The following is a 24,172-nucleotide window of genomic DNA, read 5'->3' as shown; positions in this document are numbered from 1 at the left end:
GACAGATTCATGGAACACACAGGACAGGAAGTACAGGTATCCCCACAGCAGCAGGATGTAGTGGAACAACCGGAGGTGCAGCAGGTACCCGATAGCGCAGATTGTGTTGTACCACCGGACTTGTCAGAGGGTGAACGCTTCAGGTTGCTCGTCACGCAATATCTGAAACAGCGCCTGGCCCGCACGCTGAATGTGGCGGTGGCCAGGATCGATGAGCAGGTGGCGCTGGAAAAATACGGCATCGACTCCCTGATGGCGGTCACCCTGACCCGTGAACTGGAGAGCCTTTTTGGGCCTTTGCCCGTAACGCTGTTTTTTGAATGCCAAAGCATTGCCGAATTGGTGCACTATTTCATTGCACACCACAAGGAGGTGCTTGCACGCCTACTTGATGCACCGCCGCAGGAAGAAGTTGAACCGGTCGGGGTGGCACCGAACGAAAAAAAACGCCGCCGGGGCCAGCGCGGTTGGCCAGCGCCAGTCAAGGCAGTCGTGCATGACAGCGCGCAACCGCTGGACATTGCCATCATCGGGCTGAGCGGGCGTTATCCCGGAGCCGCCAACCTGGAACAGTTCTGGCTCAACCTGCTTAATGGTGTCGACGGTATTACCCCCATCCCCCCGGATCGCTGGGAATGGCGGCGTTATTTCCCGCAGGCGACAGAACTTGAGTTGGCAGGCCTCAGCGGCTGGGGGGGCTTTATTGACGGTGTGGACGAATTCGATCCCCAGTTTTTCAATATTTCTCCGCGTGAAGCCGAGTATCTCGATCCGCAGGAACGTCTGTTTTTACAGTGTGCCTGGCATGCTATTGAAGACGCTGGCTACACCCGGCAGCAACTCAGTACGGATTCTATGATAACCGGCGTCTTTGCCGGTGTGATGTATGAAGAGTATCAGCTCTACGGTGCTCAGGCACAGACCCAGGGGCGGCCGATGCTGCTGTCCGGAAGTGCGGCGTCCATTGCCAACCGGGTCTCGTATTTCTGCAATTTCCACGGCCCCAGTATGGCCGTGGACACCATGTGTTCCTCCTCATTGACTGCGATCCATCTGGCTTGCTACAGCCTGCGCCGTGGCGAATGTCATGTGGCGGTTGCGGGGGGCGTTAACGTCTCCGTCCATCCGAATAAATACCTGCTGTTATCACAGATTCAGGCCGCATCCACTCATGGGCGCTGCAAAAGTTTCGCTGCCGATGGTGATGGCTACATTCCTGCCGAAGGGGTGGGCGCGGTCATACTCAAGCCGCTGCAACAGGCGGTGGCGGACGGCGACCATATCTATGGCGTGATCAAGGGCAGTGCGCTGAATCACGGCGGCAAGGTGAATGGCTATACCGTGCCCAACCCTAAAATGCAGAGTTGGGTGATCCGCCGGGCGTTGCGTGAGGCGGGCGTGAGCGCCGAAGCGGTCAGCTATGTAGAGGCACACGGCACCGGTACCACGCTGGGCGATCCGATCGAGATCCGTGGTTTGAGCCAGGCGTTCGGCAGTGAAAAACGTCAGTACTGCGCCATTGGCTCGGTCAAATCCAACATCGGTCATTGTGAAAGTGCGGCGGGTATGGCCGGTTTAAGCAAGATCCTGTTGCAGATGCAACATGGTCAACGGGTGAAAAGCCTGCACAGCGAAACCCTCAATCCGCATATCGATTTCAGCCAGACGCCGTTCGTGGTGCAGCAGCAAACCGGTCCCTGGCTGCGCCCGCAGTTGGCAGTGAACGGCGAAATGCGTGAATTCCCGCGCATTGCCGGTTTGTCGTCCTTCGGGGCGGGCGGGGCGAACGCGCACCTGATCGTTGAAGAGTATCGGGGTGAGATCGCACCGACGCCGGTGCAGGGGCCACAGCTGATCGTGCTATCTGCGCGTACTCAGGAACGTTTACAGGCACAGGCGGAGCAATTGCTGGGATTTCTTGCGGAACGCGAGGTTAATCTGGCGGATCTGTCCTGGACGCTGCTGACGGGGCGCGAGGCGATGAACTGCCGGCTGGCGCTGGTGGTGGATTCGCAGGCCAGGTTGATGGATAAGCTCCGGGCACAGATTGCTGGCATAACGGAAGAAGAACATGGCTATCGCGGCGAGCCGGACCATTCCGTAGCGGCACCCGAGCCGTTGGAGTTGGGTAATACCGTTCCCGATGCAGGGTTGCTAAGCGAACTGGCGCGAAGCTGGGTTATGGGAACAGAGATTTCTCCTCTCGCCCTGTGGCCAGAATTGAAACCGCAACGCATCAGTTTGCCGGGGTATCCGTTTGCCAAAGAGCGCTACTGGGCACCGTTGGCGGTGGAGACAGCGCCTTCACCTGATTTGGCGATTGCCACTGAAGTTGCGGCGGTGTATATCGCGCCGTCTTGGGTAGAACAGGCACTGACGTCATCCACTTATTCCAGTGAGGAGGTGCGGCGGCTGTGGTGTGACACGACGTTGCCTGCGTCCTTGATGACGGCGCAGAATGTTCTTTTTACGGCACAGGGGAGTGCGGCGCAGCGTTATGCGCAGTACGCCGAGGATATTCTGGCCGATTTGCAGGCGCAACTGGTGGCGTCGGAGGGGCAACCACGCCGTATTCAACTGGTGTTGATGGAGGACGATGAGGTTGTACTGATGCAGGGGCTGAGCGCCATGCTATTCAGCGCGATGCAAGAGTATCCGCACCTGCGTTGTCAGACGCTGATCCTCGACCCGGCCGTGCTGAAGGACGAGAGTGCATTAACGACGCTGCTGCATGCGGAAGCCGCCGCCGAGGAGCCGCTGGTACGCTACCGTGACGGGCGGCGTGAAGTGCAGCGTTGGGCAGAGCTGCCGGTGAATGCCCCTGTTATGCCGTGGCGTGACGGCGGCGTTTATTGGATAACCGGAGGCCTGGGTGGCCTGGGCCGGGTGATGGCCCAGGCCATCGCACAGCAGGCCGCTGGCCCGCTGCTGATTTTGAGTGGCCGCACCGTGACGGCGGCGGCGCATCAGGCGTTTGCCGATGCGCTGCGTGCGGCGGGGGCCCGGGTGGAACTGCATGCGCTGGACGTCAGTGACGCGCCCGCAGTGCACGCACTGGCGCAGGATATCGCCGCCCGTCATGGGCGACTGAATGGCGTGCTGCACTGTGCGGGGGTGTTGGAAGACCACCTGCTGGCGACCATGACGCCGCAGGCGTTGCACAAGGTGCTGGCCCCGAAGGTGGCCGGGGTGGCGGCGCTGGATGCGGCAACGCGTGAACTGGCGCCGGAGTGGATGATCCTGTGTTCCTCGCTGGCCGGGGTGTGGGGCAATCAGGGGCAGAGCGGCTATGCCGCGGCCAATGCCTTCCTCGACCAGTTTGCCTGTGAGCGTCAACGCCGGATGCCGGGGCGTACGCTGTCGGTGAACTGGCCATTATGGGATACAACCGGGATGCGGATGACGGCGGCAACCCAGGCAGCACTGCGTGACAGCGGCCTGGTGCCGTTACCTGCCGCTGAAGGCGTGGCGGCGCTGTCGCGGTTGCTGGGGCAAGATGCGGCGCATGCGGCGGTACTGTACGGCGACCGTCCACGCCTGGTGGCGCAGTTGGCACAGGCAGGGGGCCTGTCAGCGCGGCGGCCTGAGCGTTTACCTGCTGGCGGCGGGGCACGGCCGGAGTTGAAGGGGCTGGATGTGGCGGAGTCGGTCTTGTGGGACCTGACCGAACTGGCGCAGCAACTGCTGAAGCTACCGCGCCATGAAATCACACCGGAGCGTCAACTGACCGAGTACGGCTTTGATTCCATTTCGCTGACCGAGTTTGCGCGAGGCCTGAGTCGCCACTTCGGTGTGGTATTCACGCCATCGCTGTTCTTCAGCTACCCCAGCCTGGGGCAGTTCGCCGCCTATTTGCAGGCGACCTTCGGCGATGAACTGACGGCGTTTTATCAGCCATCGTCAGCACCGCAGCCGGTATCACCAGATCTACCGCTACGCCAGCCCGTGTCGCGGTCCCCGGCAAGCCAGCCGGAGGATGACGAGCCGATCGCGGTGATTGGCATGAGCGGCCGTTTCCCGGGCGCACGTACTACGCGGGAGTTGTGGGCGATCCTGGCGGAAGGGCGCAGCGTTATCGGCCCGTATCCGGCGGAGCGGTTGGAGGGTGAGGACGGGGTGACGCGCTGGCTGGGGGCGGTGCCGGGGGCGGACGAGTTCGACCCGCTGTTCTTTGAGATGTCGCCGCGTGAGGCGGAGCTGACGGATCCGCGCCAGCGCCTGCTGTTGCAGGAGGCGTGGCGGGCGCTGGAAGATGCCGGTTACGGCGAACGTCAACTGGCTGAAAACCGGGTGGGCATGTTCGTGGGCGTGGAGCAGGGGGATTACCTGCAGCGGGTGGGACGGCGTGGGGGCGTGATGGGCAACCATGACGGTATTCTGGCCGCCAGGCTGGCCTACGTGCTGGATCTGCAGGGGCCGGTGATGGCCATCAACACCGCCTGCTCGTCCGGGCTGGTGGCGCTGCATCAGGCGTGCCGCAGCCTGCTGGACAACGCGTGTGACACGGCGCTGGCGGCGGGGGTCAACCTGATGCTGACGCCGACCGTGCTGGATGCCATGCACGACACCGGGATGCTGTCGCCGGACGGGGTATGTTACGCGTTTGACCGGCGGGCGAATGGCCTGGTGGCGGGCGAGGCGTGCGTGGCATTGGTGCTTAAACGGCTGTCGCGGGCGCAGGCGGACGGCGATCCGATCCAGGCGGTTATTGCGGGCAGCGGGATCAACTACGACGGGCGGACGCAGGGGATCACGGCCCCGAACGGGATAGCGCAAACGCAACTGTTGCGCGAGGTGTATCAACGGGCAGGGCTCAGCCCGGACGCGGTGGATTATGTGGTGACGCACGGCACCGGAACGCCGTTGGGCGATCCGGTGGAAATCAACGCGCTGTGCGAGGCCTTCGGCAATGAAGGGCGGCAGCAGGGGTGTGCGTTGAGCTCGAGCAAGCCGAACGTGGGGCATACGCTTGCGGCGTCAGGACTGGTGAGCCTGGCGGGGCTGATAGAGGCGCTGCGGCACGAGACCATCCCGGCGAGCCTGCACTGCGAGCAGGAAAGCGAGTATATCGACTGGGCGAACAGCCCGTTCTATGTCAACAAAACCGCGCAGCCGTGGCCGGTGGCGACGGACCGGGTGAGAACGGGGGCGGTCAGTGCGTTCGGGGTGAGCGGCACCAATGCGCACGTGGTGGTGCGCGGGGCGGAATCGGCGGGCGTGAGGCGGCCGGCGGTGGGGCGTCCGTGCCACCTGCTGGTCGTGTCGGCGAAGACGGAAGCGGCGTTACAGACGCGGCTGGCGGAGTTGACGGCAGAGCTGGCGGTGGGAGCGTGGGATGCGGCACGGCTCAGTGCGCTGAGCCACACGTTGTTGAACGGGCGTCAGCATTTTGCTCACCGCTGCGCGCTGGTGGTGGAGGACGAGGAAGAGACGCGTTACGTGCTGCAACAGGCGTTGGAAGGGGGGAGCCGCAGCAACCTGTTCCACGGGGAGGTGAAGCGCGGGTTCCGGGTGCAAAAGGGATTACAGACGTACGGCGAGCGGCTGATCGGTGAGACGGTGGCACAGGAAGAGCGCGGTGCGTTGCGCGAGGGGCTGCTGTCGCTGGCGGAGCTGTACTGCCAGGGGTACGGGCTGAACTGGTCGGGGCTGTTTGGTGATGCGGCGCCGGTGCGGTTGAGCCTGCCGGGCTACCCGTTCGCGCGGGAACGTTACTGGATAGCGGCGGAGCGCGAAGGCGAAGGCCGGGGTCTGCATCCGCTGGTGCAGCGCAACACGTCGGATATCCATGAACTGCGTTACAGCACGCGGTTGACAGGGAGTGAGAACTTCCTGCGTGAGCATGTGGTACAGGGGCTCAGGGTGGTGCCAGCGGTGGTGCAGCTGGAATGGGCGCGTGCCGCGGTCAGCCTGCTGCTGGAGGGGCAGGCTGACAACGCCGGTCTGAATTTGGCGAATATTGTCTGCGTGCAACCGTTGGTCGTTGAGCGGGCGTGTGAAATACATATTGCCCTCGAGCCGTTGGACGATGGACGCATCGGTTATGAGATATACGCTGACGACGACGGGCAGACGCAGGTTTACTGCCAGGGCTATGCCGAACAGCATGGTGGGGTGCCTGGATCCGCGGTTGATCTGGACGCGTTCAGGCAACGCTGCCAGCAGGCGGTGACGGCGGAAGCGTTTTATGCACGTTTGGCAAGTACAGGATGGCCGCAAACCTCCGGCGTGCGTGGCGTTTGGCTCGCTGAAGATCTGGCCATTGTCGCGCTGGAGACGGAGAAAAACAGCTTTGACTGGTCGCCTGAACTGATTGATGGCGTACTGCAGGTTACATGTCTGCTGGGCGCAGAGATGCCGCTGCAGGTGAGCGCAGTTTACGGCTGGCGGCGACTGCCACCGGCGGTGACGGCGATCATCCGGCGCAGCATCGGAGCAGAGCAACCCGCTTGGCAAATCGCGATTTATGATAATGAACAGCAGTTGGCGTTGGAGCTGATCGCCAGCGCTGCGCCGGAATGGGGCGGAATGGCAACGGCGCCGGTGAATGAACCGATGCCATTAGTTGGCGAACTGATGCTGTTCCCGGACTGGCAAACCACGGAAGAAACGCCCGTGGCTGATAACGATTGGCCGCAGCCGACAACGTTACGGATTGAGCATGAGCAGGATACGCTGCCGAAAGCGCTGCTGGCGCAACTGTCCGGACTTGTCTCCTGCGACCACCTGCTCTGGCAGGTGACTGCGGTAGCGGGAACTGCGCCGGTGCTTATCGGGTTGCGTCTGGTACAGGCGCTCCTAAAGTTGGGATACGGCCAACGGCCGCTGCGGTTGACGGTGCTGACTACCCAAGGGCAGGCTATCGTGCGGGATGAAGTGATCGATCCGGAGCAGGCGGCGGTTCACGGTCTGATCGGTTCATTGGCGAAAGAGTATCCGTTGTGGCGCATCCGGCTGCTTGATTTTCCCGCCGGACAGACGCTGGCAGACACCGGATGGCAAAGCCGAAGCGCCGACGGCCAGGGCAATGCCCAATTATGGCGCGAATATCGCTGGCATCGCACCTGTCTGCGGCTGTGTCGCCCCTTTGAGGTTGCAGCCCCTGCGTTCCGGCAACAGGGGGTGTACGTTATTCTGGGCGGTGCGGGCGGCATTGGTTGTGCGTTCAGCGAATACCTGATCCGCCGTTATCAGGCACAGACCATCTGGCTGGGACGTCGTGCCGAAGATGCCGCCATCAAGGCTCAGCTTGACAGGTTGGGCGAGTTGGGGCCACGTCCGCGCTATCTTCAGGCCGATGCCACCGACCGGGATGCGCTGGAGCTGGCGCGGGAGTCGATCGGTGAGCAGTTCGGTGCTGTTCACGGCGTGGTGCATTCTGCGATCGTGCTAGCCGACGGTCCACTGGCGACAATGGATGAAACCACGTTCAACCGAGCGCTGTGCGCCAAGAGCCTTACCGCACACAACCTTGCCGCCGTGTTTGGCGAGCTGTCGCTGGACTTCATGCTGTTTTTCTCCGCAATGCAGAGCTTCAGCAAAGCCGCTGCGCAGGCGAATTATGCCGCAGGCTGCTGTTACGCCGATGCCGTGGCGCATAATCAACGCAGCAGGCCGTATCCCGTGAAAGTGATGCACTGGGGGTACTGGGGCAACGTCGGGGTGGTGGCGGATGACGCCTACCGCATACGCATGGCGCAGTTGGGCCTGGGGTCGGTGGAGGCCCCACAGGCGATGGTGGCGTTGGAGAAACTGCTTGCCAGCCCACTGCATCAGCTCGGGTTTATCAAGACCACGGATGCGTCGGTGGCGCGGGCGTTAACCGACCCCGGCGGGAAGACGATTGCCATCGCCCCGGCTTTGCCGGAAATGATGTTACCGGCGTTGCCCCCCGTGGCGCATCCCGGCGGTTTGGCACCAGTGCAGGCGATGGAGCAGCACTTAAGCCGGCTGCTGTGGGCGCAACTGGCGCAGATGAATTGGCTGGATGAGGGAGCTTCTGCCCCCGCAGCCTGGCAGCGCTGGCGCGTTGCGGCGAGCTATCTACTGCAAAAAAACGGTATCGATGTGTCTACCCCGGCACCGGAGTGGCAAGAGACGTGGGCGCAGTGGCAGGATTTTTGCGCCACGGTGGCTGGGCAGCCCGGGGTTGATGCGCAACTGCGGCTGATTAACACGACGCTGGGTGCGCTGTCGGCGATTTTGTCCGGTGAGCAGGCCGCCACAGCGGTGATCTTCCCACAAGGTGGGCTGGAACTGGTGGAGGGGATTTACCGCGACCACCCGTTGGTGGAGCTGTTTAACGATTTGCTGGCCGACCGTCTGGAGCAGTATGTCCAGGCGCGGCTGGAACAACAACCGGACTGCCGTTTGCGCATTCTGGAGATCGGTGCCGGTACTGGCGGCACCAGCGCCAGCCTGTTTAAGCGTCTGGCCCGCTACCAGGCTAATATTGAAGAGTATGCCTATACCGACATTTCACCGGCGTTTTTCCCCCATGCACAAGCGGCCTTCCAGGCGCAGGCTCCTTATCTGCGTACGCGCCGGCTGAATATTGAGCAATCTGTTGCGGCGCAGGGGCTGGACGTTGGCAGCTATGACATCGTGCTGGCCGCTAACGTGCTGCATGCCACACGGGATATTCGTCGCTCCTTGAGTCACAGCAAGAGCCTGCTGAAACGCAACGGGTTGCTGCTGATCAATGAAATGGCCGCCGCCAGTGTCTATACCCACCTGACTTTCGGTTTATTGGACGGGTGGTGGCTGGCCGACGACCCTTGGTTGAGGCTGGAGGGCGCGCCAGGGCTGGCGACGGAGAGTTGGCTGAGGGTGCTGAGTGACGGTGGATTTCACACGGCGCAGTGTCTGGCCCCGGAGTTGGACGGGTTGGGGCAGCAGGTGTTGCAGGCCATGAGCGATGGGGTTTTCTGTTGCGAACAGGAATCCGGGGCGTCGGCGGTGCACGTGCCACCAACGGTTTCCGACGATGCGCTGACGGACGGGGTAGAACGCCTCCTGCGCGTTCTGATTGTTAGCCACCTTAAGCTTGTGCCAGCGGCCCTGGAGCGCGATACACCGCTGACCGAGCTGGGTTTTGACTCTATTACTTTGGTCTCCTTCCTTAAGGTGTTCAATGAACGTTATGGCTTTGAACTGAGCCCGACGGTGTTTTTTGAAGCACCGACGTTGGCACAACTGGCCGCTTATTTGGCACGTGAACATGGGCAGCGTCTGATCGGAACCCCAGTCAGCCCGGCGAACATCCTGCGCACTGTGATGCCACATACATCAACCCGTCATCGCCGCCGCCGTGTGCCTGCGTCGCAGGCCGGTACTGCGGAGCCGATCGCCGTTATCGGCGTCAGCGGCAGTTTCCCGGGTGCACCCGATATTGAAGCATTGTGGGAAAACCTGCGTGCCGGGCACTGTGCTATCGGTGATTTTCCATTCACCCGTTGGGGGAAGCCGCAGCAACCGGGCGTGCTGCCTTGTGGGGTATTGGAGCAGGTCGAGTACTTCGATCCACTGTTTTTCGGTATCTCGCCGCGCGAAGCGCTGTCGATGGATCCGCAACAGCGTCTGTTGATGCAGTACGTCTATAACGTTCTGGAGGATGCAGGGTATTCGGTGCAAAGCCTCTCCGGCAGTAATACCGCGCTGCTGGTCGGCACTGCCGCGACGGGCTATGGGCAACTGTTAAGTTGGTCAGGCGAACCGGTGGCGGGTTACACCGCAGCGGGGATGAGCAACTGTATGGGGCCTAACCGCATGAGTTACTGGCTTAACTGGCACGGGCCGAGTGAGCCGATCGATACTGCGTGTTCCAGTTCGCTGGTCGCTGTACACCGGGCCATTGGGCTGTTGCGCAATGGGTTGTGCGATCAGGCGGTGGTCGGCGGCGTCAATACCCTGCTGTCACTTGACGCGATGCAAAGCTTTACCCAGGCGGGGATGGTCAGCCCGTCCGGGCGCTGCAACACGTTTTCGGCGCAAGCGGATGGCTATGTGCGCAGTGAGGGTGTCGGGATGCTGATGCTCAAACCATTGAGCGCCGCCGAACGCGATGGTGACCACATTTATGGCCTGCTGCTGGGGAGCGCCGAAAATCACGGCGGCCGTGCGGCTTCGCTGACGGCACCTAACCCCAACGCACAGGCGCGGCTGATTGAGGCGGCCTTTGGCGATGCTGGCGTGACGCCGGAGAGCGTGAACTATATTGAAACTCACGGTACCGGTACGCCGCTGGGCGATCCGATTGAAATACAGGGGCTGAAGCTGGCGCTTGGTGCACTGGCGGGCGAGCGCGTTCTGCCCGAAGGGCACTGCGCTCTGGGGGCGCTGAAGAGCAATATCGGGCACCTGGAATTGGCCGCTGGCGTCGCCGGAGTGATCAAGGTGCTGTTGCAGATGAAACATCGGCAACTGGCCGCCAGCCTGAACAGCCAGCCGCTCAACCCGCATGTCGCGCTGGCGGGCAGCCCACTGTGCGTGGTGCATGAAAACCGGCCTTGGGAGCCGTGCCGCGATGTACAGGGTAACGTGCTGCCACTGAGAGCGGGTGTGAGCGCTTTCGGCTTTGGTGGCGTGAACGCGCACGTGCTGATGCAGGAATATCAGCCACCTCATCGTGCAACCACACCAGAAACCAAGCCGGTCTTGATCGTGCTTTCGGCGCGTAATGAAGAGCGGTTGCATGCCCGAATCGGCCAGCTGTGTGATTACTTAGAGCGGCATCCGGTCAATCTGACCGATCTGGCCTGGACGCTGCAACTGGGGCGCGAAGCCATGTCAGCCAGGCTGGCGCTGGTGGTCTCTGATGTCACACAACTGTTGGCACAGCTGCGCGCTGTCGGTAGCGGGGATAGCGCGCCGGGTACTCTGTTCCGCGGTAACGTCAAAAAGACCGCCGACGGGTTGACGTTGTTCAGTGAAGATGACGATTTGCAACATACCATCGGCGTGTGGATCGCTAAAGGGAAGCTGGATCGTCTGGCGGATCTCTGGGTGCAGGGCGTCGGTTTTGACTGGCGGCGGCTGTACGACGACGTAACGCCGCAGCGCCTGAGTTTGCCGGTTTATCCGTTTGCCCGTGAACGTTATTGGGCTGCCGTGAAACCGGGCGGCGACGGTGGCGGAGAAGATCGCCTGCATCCACTGGTGCACCGTAATACTTCAGATTTTGCCGGGCAGCGCTACACCACGCGTTTAACCGGGGAAGAGTGGTTCCTGCGCGATCACGTTGTGCAGGATCGCGCGATTGTGCCGGGCGTCATTCAACTGGAGTGGGCGCGTGCGGCGGTTGCTCTGTCGTTGGGCGACGAGGCGGCACACGGCGTGGTACTGGAAAACGTGACCTGGTTACGGCCGTTGGCCGTGGAGCAGGCGCTGGACGTGCATATCGATCTGGAACCAGGCGGTGACGGGCGCGTCGGTTACCAAATCTACAGCGACGACGATGGCGAAGAGCGACTCTATAGCCAGGGTGAGGCCTTCGCCGCATCCGTTGGCGATGCGCCACACATCGAACTGGCCGCCATGCAGGCCGAGTGCCAGCACGTGTCTGAAAAAGACCAAATCTACCCGGCGTATGAGCAACTGGGTGTGCGCTATGGCCCGGGGTTCAGGGTGTTGCAAACGCTCCATCTGGCGCAAGATCTGGCGATCGGCGAACTGCATCTGCCGGAGACGGCAGAGCTTGAGGCGTATGGATGGCCGGGCAGCCTGCTTGATGGCGCACTGCAAACCAGCGGCGCGTTGGCCCATGAACCGGCGCTGGCGTTACCTTTTGCCCTGCAACGCATTGAGTCGTGGCGTCCTTTGCCCGCCCGCGCCTGGGTCGTGGTACGGCCTGGTGACGCTGACGGTGATGCCGTGCGTAAGCTGGACATCGTTATTGCCGATGAGCAGGGCGAGGTTGCCCTGCGGCTGAGCGGTGTTACCCTGCGGACGGTGCCGACGAGCGCTGCGCCAGAGCCTGTGCAGGCGACTTCACAGTCGACCACATCGCCCCTGCCTGCCGACGTCAAGAGCGGGCAGCATGACCATTGCGTCGCGGCGGCGGTCGACTCCTGCGATGAGCTGACGGCACAGGTGGAAAGAGCGTTGATGGAGCTGGTGGCTAAGCACCTCAACCTGACGGCGGATATGCTGGATGCTGATACCCCTCTGGCTGAGTTCGGCTTTGACTCCATCACGCTGACGTCATTCAGCACTCTGCTTAATCAACGTTACAGTATTGCGCTAAGCCCGACTGTCTTTTTCGAAACGCCGACCCTGGGCGCGTTAGCGAAATATCTGGTCCGTGAACATGGCGATGCTTTGGCGGCGGCGTTCTCTATTTCCCATACTGCGGTGCCGGTGCCGGTGTCTCGCAAGGCGCCTTCCACCCGTCGCAAGCGAATGTCGGCAATGCGTGTTGCACCGGTGGCAGAGAAAGCTATCGCGGTGATCGGGATGAGCGGATGTTTCCCGCAGTCGCCGGATCTCCATGCGCTGTGGCACAACCTGGAGGCAGGACGTGACTGCATTGTAGCAATGCCGCCCGAACGCTGGCCAGGCGGCGTGCAGCCGGCCATAGACCACGCAGGCATCATTGACGATATTGACGCCTTTGACCCGCTGTTTTTCGGTATTTCGCCGAGCGAAGCCCGGTTAATGGATCCGCAGCAGCGCCTGCTGATGCTCTATGTCCATAAAGCGATCGAGGATGCGGGTTACTCGGTGCAAAGCTTATCTGGCAGCAATACCGCGCTGCTGGTCGGCACCATGACCAGCGGATACGCCGAGATGCTGTCAAAGGCGAACGTGGCGATTACCGGCTACAGCGGCACCGGACTGGCCGGCTCCATGGGGCCGAATCGGATGAGTTACTGGTTGAACTGGCACGGGCCGAGTGAACCGATAGAGACATCCTGCTCCAGTTCGCTGGTGGCCATTCACAAAGCCGTAGAGCTGTTACGCAGCGGCGAGTGTGAACTGGCTGTGGCAGGGGGGGTCAATACCCTGCTGTCCGATTATTTACAGGAAACGCTGATGCAGGCCGGGATGCTTAGCCCCGGTGGTTATTGTCGCACGTTCTCCGCTGGCGCTGATGGATATGGGCGTGGCGAAGGCGTCGGTATGTTGCTCCTGAAACCGCTGAGTGCGGCTGAGCGCGACGGCGATCATATTTACGGAGTCATACGTGGCTCGGCACAGAACCATGGTGGCCGCGCCACTTCGTTGACCGCACCAAACTCCCAGGCGCAGGCGCAGTTGATCGAAAAGGCGATGCGCCAGGCTGGTATTTCCCCAGAAACCTTGGGCTACATTGAAGCGCATGGTACCGGAACGGCGTTGGGCGATCCGATAGAAATCGAAGCGCTGAAACAGGCCTTCCGCAATCTGGCAGCGGGAAGAACGTTGCCTGAAGCCTGCTGTGGCTTGGGCAGCATCAAAAGTAATATCGGTCATCTGGAGCTGGCCGCTGGCGTCGCTGGCGTGATTAAGGTGTTGTTGCAGTTGCGCTATCAAAAGCTGGTGCCGAGCATCAACAACCAACCGCGCAATCCGCATATCAATCTGCAAGGGCAGCCGTTCTATATCGTTGACGAAGCCCGCCCCTGGACGGCGATAACGGATGAACGGGGCAATAAGCTGCCGCGGCGAGCTGGCGTTAGCTCATTTGGCGTCGGCGGCGTTAACGCTCATGTGGTGCTGGAGGAATATCAGGCTGCACCTATGCTGGCATCCACCACCTCGGCCGGACCGGTAATTATCGTGCTATCAGCCCGCAGTCGCGAGCAGTTAACGGTCTCTATCGCCAACCTGCATGCCTATCTTTGCGTCAACAGCATCAATCTGAACGATCTTGCCTGGACGCTACAGATGGGACGTGACGCGATGCCGGTGCGCGTGGCGTTGGTCGTGGACACCCCGCAAAGACTGATCGAGCGTCTTCATAGCCTGATGCAGGGCGCCACCGTGGCGGAAAATATCTGGCAGGGAGAAGTGAAGCGTAATCAGCCGATGTTGTCGGTCTTTAGCGCCGATGACGATCTGCGCCAGGCCATCACCCGCTGGATCGACAAAGGCAAACTGGCGAAGTTGGCTGAACTGTGGGTGCAGGGGGGCGCCGTTGACTGGCGCGGCCTGTATGGCGTGACCACGCCACGGCGTCTTAGCTTGCCGACCTATCCGTTTGCCTTGCAACGTTGCTGGATCCCAGACGCTAAAGCGGCGCAGGAGAGCGCCGCGGTTACCGAGGAAGAAACCAGCACCAAGCCGGTCTGTTTCAGCGAAGAGTGGCGAGCTAAGCCCATTGAGGGGGGCAGCGCAGTAACCGCTGTGCGGCGGGTGCTTTGCCTGCTCGGCGATAGCGGACTGGAAGCCGAAGTGCGCAGCTATTTTACCGGCGTACTGCCGGACATTGAGATGTGGTGCGTCAGCGCCACGACACAGACGCTTGCGGAGGGGTTGCGTGTAGCGTTGGGCAGCGTTCGTCAAATCGACGCTTTGCTGGACCTGCGTTCGCTATCCTGTGCCAATGATGACGCCGTCCCGATGCTGCATTTGCTCCGGGCACTGAACGGCGAGCAAATCGCCTGCCGCCGTCTGCTGTGGGTTGGCAGCTGTGACGATGACGACGGGCAGGCAGCTCTGGAGGCCCGTATCGGTCTGGTGCGTTCGCTGAAGTTCAGCTTCCCGGAGATGGCGGCGATCACCGTCAATGAGCGAGCGACTCAGCCAACCTCAATCGCCGGTTGGCTGGAGCGGTTGTGGGCTGAGATTAATGCCACGTCTTGTGGCGATGTGCTGTATCTGGAGGGAGTACGCCACATTAGCGAACTGATTTCGCTATTGCCGCCGAGCGTTGGCGAGAGGCCTTTCCGTGAGGGGGATGTCTGCTGGATCACGGGCGGCTGCGGTGGGTTAGGTATACGCATTGCCCAGCGTCTGGCCCAGCGACACGGGGTTAACCTGGTGTTAAGTGGGCGCGGTGAACTGGATGAGGGCAAACGGCGACTGATTACGGAGCTGGAATTGTGCCAGGTGCAGGTGCTTTATCTGCAAGTGGACGTAACGGACAGTGCCGGGATGAAGCTGGCCTACCAGCAGGCGAAAGCGCACTTTGGCCGGATTGACAGCGTTATTCATGCCGCCGGGATGGAGGAGCAGGAAGATATTCTGACGGTGAGCGAAGCGCTGTTCCGCCAGGTACAAGCGGCTAAAATTGCCGGAACGCGGATATTTAGCCAGCTGTTCAGTGAGCAGCCAGCGCGTTTTATCTGTTATCTGAGTTCGGTTTCGGCGGTTATCGGCGACTTCGGCGGCGGGGCCTACGCCATGGCGAACCGTTTTATGTTGGCGCATGCCCGTTTGCACGGTGCTGGCGCGCTGGCGATCGGCTGGCCGTTGTGGCGTGATGGCGGAATGAGCGCAGGGCATACCGACAGTATGGAGCGCTATCTGAACGCGAGTGGTCAGCGGGCGCTGGAAACCGATGAAGGTATGGATCTGTTGGAGTCGCTGCTAAGCGTGAATGACGGCAGACAACCGTTGGTGATGGTGGGCGAGCCGCAACGGATGGAGCAACTGCTGTTGCGGGCGCAGACGCGGCAGGTGGTTGCAGACGTTGAACCGAATGAAGCGTCGCCGCTGGTACCTGGGCAAGGTTATCGTCCTGAGATGAAGGGGCTGAATCTAAGTCAATGTATCTTGTGGGACCTGACGGAGCAGACCAGCCAAATGCTTGGCTTGTCGCACGAAATGCTGGAGGTGGATGCCAATCTGAGTGAGTTCGGCGTGGATTCTGTACGCCTGATTGAAATGACGCGGCGGCTTAACGCCTATTACGGCCTGACGCTGATGCCATCGGTTTTCTTTAGTTACTCCACGCTCGAACAGTTGGCGGCGTATCTTGAGCAGACTCACGGCGGGTTGATGAGCCTGTTTTACCAACAGCGTGATGATACGCCTGCGCTGCGAGCGCCCCTGAGCGCTCAGCCTGCATTTGGCCCTGGCAGTATTCAACCCGCGCCAATCCCTCAAAACGTTCAGCCAGCGCCTACGCCCTGCACCGTAGCCCAGGAAGCAGTAGCGATTATCGGCATCAGCGGCCGCTTCCCGGGCGCGCGGGATAGCCACGCCTTCTGGCAGATCCTGGCGCAGGGAGACAGCGTAATTGCCGCTTATCCTGACGAACGGCTTACGGCGCCGTTGGCAAACGTCAATGCCCAGATAGCGGCACTCCCCGGCGCTGATGAGTTTGATCCGCTATTTTTCAACATTTCTCCACGCGAGGCGCAAGCACTGGATCCGCGTCAGCGCCTGCTGCTGCAGGAAGCCTGGCGTGCGTTGGAAGACGCCGGTTACGGGAGTCAACAACTGGCCAGGCATAAAATCGGCATGTTTGTCGGCGTTGAGCAGGGTGACTATGTGCGTCAGTACCACGATATGTCCGAAGCGGGGGCACTGACGGCTAACCATGACGCTATTTTGGCCGCGCGTCTGGCCTACATGCTGGATCTGCACGGGCCGGTAATGGCGATTAACACCGCTTGTTCTTCCGGGCTGGTGGCGTTGCATCAGGCCTGTCGTAGCCTGCTTGCCGGAGATTGCGATACCGCCGTCGTCGCCGGGGTCAGTCTGATGACGACGCCGCTGGCGCTGGAGGTGATGTCCCGTTCCGGCATGTTGTCGCCGGATGGGGTTTGCTATGCCTTTGACCAGCGAGCCAATGGCCTGGTGGCTGGCGAAGCGTGCGTTTCTCTGGTGATTAAGCCCTTATTGCAGGCGCAGAGGGATGGCGACCCGGTCTATGCCACCATTGTGGGCAGCGGCATTAATTATGATGGCAAAACCCAGGGGATCACTGCGCCAAGCGGCGCAGCACAGACACAGTTGCTCGACGAGATCTACCAACGCTGCGGCATTAATCCTGATGAAATGGATTATATCGTCACCCATGGCACCGGTACGCCACTGGGCGATCCGGTGGAGATTAACGCGCTGTGCGAAGCGTTCAGACCCTACAGTCAGCGCCGCCAATATTGTGCGCTGACCTCCTGCAAACCGAATATCGGACACACGATGGCACCGTCGGGGCTGGTCAATCTGGTCGCGCTAGTGCAGGCATTGTGCCATGAAACCATTCCGGCAAGTCTGAACTGCGAACAGGAAAGCCATTATATCGACTGGGCGCAGAGCCCGTTCTATGTCAACAAAATGGCGCGACCATGGCCAGCAGAAACGGCGCGTGCCAGGTTGGGGGCGGTCAGCGCCTTTGGCATGAGCGGAACCAACGCCCACGTAGTGGTTCAAGGGGCGGAGAGCTGCGCTCAGCCGATGGCGGCCATGGTAGCACTGCCGTATCACCTGCTGGTGGTATCGGCGAAAACTGCTGATGCGTTGCGTTTACGCCTGGAGCAGCTTGATGCGGCGTTGGCCGTTGGGCAGTGGGACGCACAGGGGTTAAGCGCAATGAGCCATACCTTGCTTAATGGTCGCCAGCACTTTGCTCATCGCTGTGCCTTGGTGATCCAGGATGCCGAAGATGCGCGTTATGTCCTGCAACAGGCGCTGCAGGGCGGCAAACGCAGCAATCTGTTGAACGGACAGGTGAAGCGCGACTTCAGCGCGCAGAAAGCACTGCAGGCCTATGGCGAAACGCTGATTACCGGGCTCGTCGCACAGCCGGCGCCCGCTACCGTACAGGAGTCGTTGCTGGCGCTGGCTGATATGTATTGCCAGGGATATGCGTTGCCGTGGCCGAACCTGTTTGGTTCGCAACCGCCGCGTCGGCTTCATCTGCCTACTTATCCGTTCGCCCGCGATCGTTACTGGCTGCCTCAGGAACAGAATGATGTGGCTGCTGTTGACGTCAGTGTCGGTGCGGCGTTACACCCCCTGGTGCAGCGTAATACCTCAGACTTCAGCCGCCAGCGTTACAGCACCACCCTGACCGGCAAAGAGTGGTTCCTGCGCGATCATATCGTGCAGGGGCAGCCCATTGTGCCCGGTGTGGTGCAATTGGAATGGGCGCGCGCCGCCGTGATGTTGGCACTGGGCGATGAAAAGCGCGATCGGGCCGTCAGCCTGCAGCAGATTGTCTGGCTGCAGCCATTGGTGGTTGGCGAGGAAATCACCGTACATATTGCGCTGGAGCCTGATGACGATGGCCGTATCCGTTATGAGATCTACCGTGAAGAAGAGGCGCAGACGCGGGTTTACGGTCAGGGTTACGTCCGGCTGAGTGAAGTGCAGGAGGCGCCGCAGTTCGATCTGTCTGCGCTGCGCAATGGGTGTGGCGAACATATCGAGGGCGAGCTGCTGTATCAGCAGTTTGAACTCGGCGGGATGCATTACGGCGACAGCTTCCAGGTTATCCGCCGCTTAGGCGTGAGTGCGCAAATGGTATTGGGCGAACTGAGTTCGCCTGCCGATCGGCACGGTCAGGGGTATTGCTGGCTGCCTGAGCTGATGGACGGTGCGCTGCAAAGCCTGGTTGGACTGATGCGGGAGCATACCGAACCGGCGCTGCCGTTCGCCTTGCAGGAAGTCACGGCCTGGGGAGCTATGCCGAAGAACGTCTGGGCGCTGGCGCGCCCGGCGGCGGACCTCGCCGCCGGGCAGTGGGATGTTGATATTGTTGATGAGCAGGGACGACAGGTGATGCGACTGGCCGGATTCAGCACCCGGCCGATTGGCGGTGAGGCGGCAAAAGTGCGTCCTGCTGCATCGATGAAGGCTGTGATGCCACCTGAAGCGAGCGGCAATCTGGCCCTGATGCCGTTCTGGCTAGCGGATGCGCGTGAAGAGGAGAACTGGCCGGATGCGGTTGAGCTGGCTGTCGACTGGAATGCTGGCGAGGCGACACTCGCCGCGCAGTTACCGGATGCGGCGCAACACCTGGTTTGGCGCGTGCGCGGCGGTGAAGTGGCCCCAGTGCTGGCCGGTCTGCGGTTGATCAAGGCACTGCTGGCACGCGGCTACGCCAGCCACGGCCTGTACCTGAGTATTATCACCACCCAGGCGCTGGCCGTGGGGCCGGATGAGCCTGCAGATGCCGGTCAGGCCGCCTTGCATGGCCTGCTCGGTTCGTTGGCGAAGGAGTACCCGCACTGGCACATACGGGTGTTGGATCTGCCTGCCGGAACGGCGGAGAACGCGATCGACTGGCAGCGACAGCCGGCAGAGAAAATGGGCAACCCGCGCGTCTGGCGCGAAGGGCGCTGGCTGCGAGAGACGCTGGTGCGGTGTCGGCCGGAGGCACCGCAGCGCGGGGCTTACCGGCAGGGCGGCGTTTATGTGGTGCTCGGCGGTGCGGGCGGTATCGGCATGGCGTTCAGCGAGTACCTGGTGCGCGAGTATCAGGCGCAACTGGTGTGGCTGGGGCGGCGTGTAGAGGACGACACGATCCGTGTCGGCCGTGAGCGGTTGGCGGCGTGGGGGCCGCAGCCGCTGTATCTGCAAGCCGATGCCAGCGACCGGGATGCGCTGGCGCTGGCGTATGAGGTTATCCGCGAGCGCTTCGGGGCGATCCACGGGGTGGTGCATAGCGCCATCGTGCTGGCGGATCAGAGCCTGGCGCGGATGGACGAGGAGCGGTTTACCTCGGCGCTGACGGCCAAGACGGAGACCGCGCTGAACCTGGATGCGGTGTTCGGTGAAGAGGCATTGGACTTTGTGCTCTATTTCTCTTCGCTGCAAAGCTTCAGCAAATCGCCTGGACAGTCGAACTATGCGGCGGGCTGCTGCTGGCAGGACGCCTTCGCCCACGAACAGCGGGCACGGCGGCCGTATGCGGTGAAGGTGATGCACTGGGGTTACTGGGGCAGCGTCGGAGTGGTAGCGGATGACGACTACCGTGCGCGCATGGCACGGCTGGGGCTGGGCTCGGTGGAGGCGGCACCGGCGATGGCGGCGCTGGAAGAGCTGCTGTGTGGGCCGCTGAACCGGCAGGTGTTCGTTAACGTCAGCGGCGCGGTCGCGGCTCAGGCGCTGGTGGGGGAATCTGGGCTGGAAGCGTGCGTGGCGGCAGCGGCGCCGACGGTGACGCTGGCGGCAGGCAGCCTGCCGGAGATAGCGGTAGATATGGCGGTGGTGGAGCAGGAGGAGCAGCGGCTACTGCCGTTGCTGTGGTCGCGGCTGGCGGCGCTGGGCTGGCTGGCGGCGGACTGCATCGTACCGGCAGGTTATCGCCGCTGGCGGGAGACCTCGCTGACGCTGCTGCGTGAGTCAGGCGTTGATCTGTCTCATCCGGCACCGGAATGGGACACTGCGTGGGCGGAATGGCAGGCGTACTGTGCGCCGCTGTCGGACACGCCGCAGATCCGCCTGGTCAACGCGATGCTGGAGGCGCTACCGGCGATCCTGTGTGGCGAAACGGCAGCCACGGCGGTGATGTTCCCGCAGAACGGGCAGAACCTGGTGGAGGCGGTGTATCGCGGTAACGTCGTGGCGGACGCTTTCAACGCGCTGCTGGCGGATCGGCTGGAAAGCTACCTGTGTGCTCGGGGCCCGCAAGCGCGGCTACGTATTCTGGAAATTGGCGCAGGCACCGGTGGCACCAGCGCGTTGCTGTTTGAACGCCTGAAGCCCTACGCCGGGCAGATAGAAGAGTATTGCTACACCGATATCTCTCCGTATTTCCTGCAACATGCGGACCAACACTATGCCGCCATGGCACCGTATCTGCGTACGCAGCGGTTGGATATAGAACGTTCGCCGCAGGCACAGGGGATAGCGGCGGGGCGCTATGACGTGGTGGTGGCGGCCAACGTGCTGCACGCCACGCGGGAGATGGAAACAACCCTGCGGCACACTCAGAGTCTGATGAAGCGACACGGGCTGCTGTTACTCAATGAAATCGCGACATTCAGCCTGTTCTCCCACCTGACCTTCGGGCTGTTGGACGGCTGGTGGCAGGCGCAGGACGTTGGGCTGCGCCTGCCGGGCACGCCAGCGCTGACGCCGGAAATGTGGCAGCGGGTGCTGGCACGCCGCGGTTTTTACGCGGTGAGTACTTACGCGCAGTCTGGTCAGCAAATCGTTGAGGCGATGAGCGGCGGTGTGCTGCTGCTGGAGAGGGAAGCGATGGAAGAAAGGCCGCTCCCGGCTAGCGTTGCCGTGCAGCCGGAGGTTGTTTCAACGGTAACGAGAGATGATGACGCCGGCAAGATTGAGCGCATTCTCAGCGGTCTGATCGCGGATCATCTCAAATTGCCGCCGGAAGCCTTGGATCGTGATACGCCGCTGACGGAGTTTGGTTTTGATTCGATCACCCTGACTTCCTTCGGCCAGGTGCTGAACGAGCGATATGGCCTGACGCTGAGTCCGACGGTGTTCTTTGAAGCGCCGACGCTGGCGGATCTGGCAGGCTATCTGGCGCGGGAACACGGGCAAGCTTTTAACCTTAAAGCGTCGGTAACGCGGGCACCCGCGGTGATGAATTCCGCAACCGTTGCCGTTGCGAGCTATCGGATAAAGCGGGAGGCTCGAGGTGAAATGTTGGCCGTACCGGCGTCAGAGCCGGTGGCCATTGTCGGCATTAGCGGCAGCTTCCCGCAGTCGGCGGATATCGACGTACTGTGGCGCAATCTGCAAGCAGGGCTCGACTGCATCGACACTCTGCCGGCGGCGCGCTGGGGGGCGATGGCACCGGCAGAAATGCCGCAGGCCGGGGTGTTGGACGAGGTGGAGTACTTCGACCCGTTGTTCTTCGGCATTTCACCCCGCGAAGCGCTGTCGATGGACCCACAGCAGCGGCTGCTGATGCAGCATGTTTGTCATGTCATCGAAGATGCCGGTTACTCGGTGCAAAGCCTGTCCGGCAGCAATACCGCTCTGTTGGTCGGCACCAGCGGCAGTGGCTACGGTCAACTGCTGTTGTATAACGGCGGTAATATCGAGGGATATACGGCGGCAGGGAGCGTGGGCTCCATGGGGCCAAACCGGATGAGCTATTGGCTGAACTGGCACGGCCCCAGCGAACCGATAGAAACGGCCTGTTCCAGCTCACTGGTGGCGATCCACCGCGCGGTAGGGCTGTTGCGCAGCGGTCAGTGTGAACTGGCGGTGGCTGGCGGGGTGAACACGCTGCTGTCGCCGGAAGCCTACCAGAGTTTCTCCATCGCGGGGATGCTCAGCCCTGGTGGGCGCTGCCGCACCTTCTCGGCGCAGGCCGACGGCTACGTGCGTGGTGAAGGGGTCGGCATGTTGATGCTGAAGCCGCTCAGTGCGGCGGAGCGTGACGGTGACCATATCTACGGGCTGATTGTTGGCAGTGCGGAAAACCACGGTGGTCGGGCAGCATCCTTGACGGCGCCGAATCCGACCGCCCAGGCGCGGCTGATCGAACAGGCGGTAAGGGAGTCGGGGATCGATCCGCGTGCGCTGGGGTATATCGAAGCACACGGTACTGGCACGGCGTTGGGTGACCCGATAGAAGTGCAGGGGTTGCATCAGGCGTTCCGCGCCCTGAGCGAGGGGGTCGAGTTGCCAGTGGGCAGTTGCGGCCTGGGCACCATCAAGAGCAATATCGGCCATCTGGAGATGGCAGCCGGGGTAGCCGGGGTGATTAAAACGGTGCTGCAACTGCAACACCGGCAGTTGGTGCCGAGCCTGAACAGCCAGCCGCTGAACCCGCATATCCAGCTGGAAAACAGCCCGTTCTTCGTGGTGAGCGATACGCAAGCGTGGGTGGCACCGACAGGCCGCCACGGTGAGACGCTGCCGCGCAGTGCCGGGGTCAGTTCGTTCGGTTTCGGCGGGGTGAATGCCCATATTCTGCTGCAGGAGTACCCGACAGCAAGCAGACGGACGGCGGACGAGGGTGCGGTCATGGTGGTGCTGTCGGCGCGCAGCGAAAGCGCGCTGCGTCAGCGGGTGGAGCAGTTGTATTCACACCTGTCAGAGCATGAGGAAAGCCTGACAGACCTGGCATACACGCTGCAGGTGGGTCGTGATGCGATGGAGCACCGTATGGCGCTGGTGGCGGATTGTCAGCGTGGGCTGATGGCGCAACTGCGCTGCGTGCTTGACGGCGTAGCAGTGGAGAACATCTGGCGCGGCGAGATCAAACGCACCGGCGACTCATTGTCGTTATTCCGTACGGATGAGGACTTGCAACAGGCCGTTGAGTCCTGGATTGCGAAAGGGAAGTTGGACAAACTGGCCGAACTTTGGGTTCAGGGCATGGATATAGCCTGGTCGGCGCAGTACGTGGGCCAGCAACTCAACCGTCTGCGCTTGCCAACCTATCCGTTTGCCCGCGAACGCTGCTGGTTCCCGGAAAACGCCGCTACCATGACGGCCACGGTGCTGCGTCTGCATCCGCTGGTACACCGTAATATCTCCGATATCAACGAATTGCGTTACAGCTCGCTGCTGGTCGACGAAGAGTGGTTGCTGCGCGATCACCAGGTCATGGGCCGTGGGGTGCTGCCGGGTGTCGCTCAATTGGAGTGGGCGCGGGCGGCAGTCAGTCTGGCGCTAAGCGGCGAGCCCAACGGCGAGGATTTCTGTCTGGAGAACGTGACCTGGCTGCGTCCGTTGACGGTCACTGGCGAGCTGGAGGTGCATATTGCGTTGGTGCCACAGGACGATGGGCGTATTGCGTACGAGATTTACAGCGGTGAGGGGGAACAAACGACGATTTACAGCCAGGGCTATGCCACGCCGACCGCCCACGATGACGCGCCGTTGCTGGACCTGAGTGCGTTAACCGAACGCTGCACGTTGACGATCGACGGCGCTCCACTTTATGCACAGTTCGCCCGACTGGGGTTGCGTTACGGCGAGGGGTTGCGCGTACTGCAAACTCTGCGCGGCGGCGACGATCTGGCCGTTGCCGAACTGGCGGCAGGCATGCGGCGTGACGGTTATCTCTGGTCGCCGAATCTGCTGGACGGCGCGTTGCAGTCCATTGTCGGCACCGCGCAGGGAGGGGAACTGGCCCTGCCGTTCGCGATGCGCGAGATCCGTTGCTGGGCGCAGTTGCCCGATCGTCCGTGGGTGGTTGTGCAGGCAGGTGCCGAAAATACCGCTGCCGTTCCGCAGTGGGATATCTCCATTGCCGATGATGACGGACGGGTGGTGATGCAGATGAAAGGCTGCACGATGCGCCTGGCGGGCAGTGCCGTTGTCACGACGCAACAGGCCAATAGTGATCCGCACAGTTAAGAAAAAATAA

General features: G+C 61.7%; 1 protein-coding gene. It reads left to right on the top strand.

What is annotated here, in order from left to right:
* The first annotated feature begins 9 nt into the window (after positions 1-9).
* Positions 10-24,162, top strand: a complete 24,153-nt coding sequence (locus D9980_RS10580) for an SDR family NAD(P)-dependent oxidoreductase (RefSeq protein WP_121607254.1) — start codon at positions 10-12, stop codon at positions 24,160-24,162.
* Positions 24,163-24,172: the final 10 nt, after the last annotated feature.

It is taken from the genome of Serratia sp. 3ACOL1 (assembly GCF_003668775.1).
Lineage (GTDB): Bacteria > Pseudomonadota > Gammaproteobacteria > Enterobacterales > Enterobacteriaceae > Chania > Chania fonticola.
The sequence above is the reverse complement of the archived record's forward strand: the minus strand, read 5'-3'. Positions and strand labels throughout refer to the sequence as shown.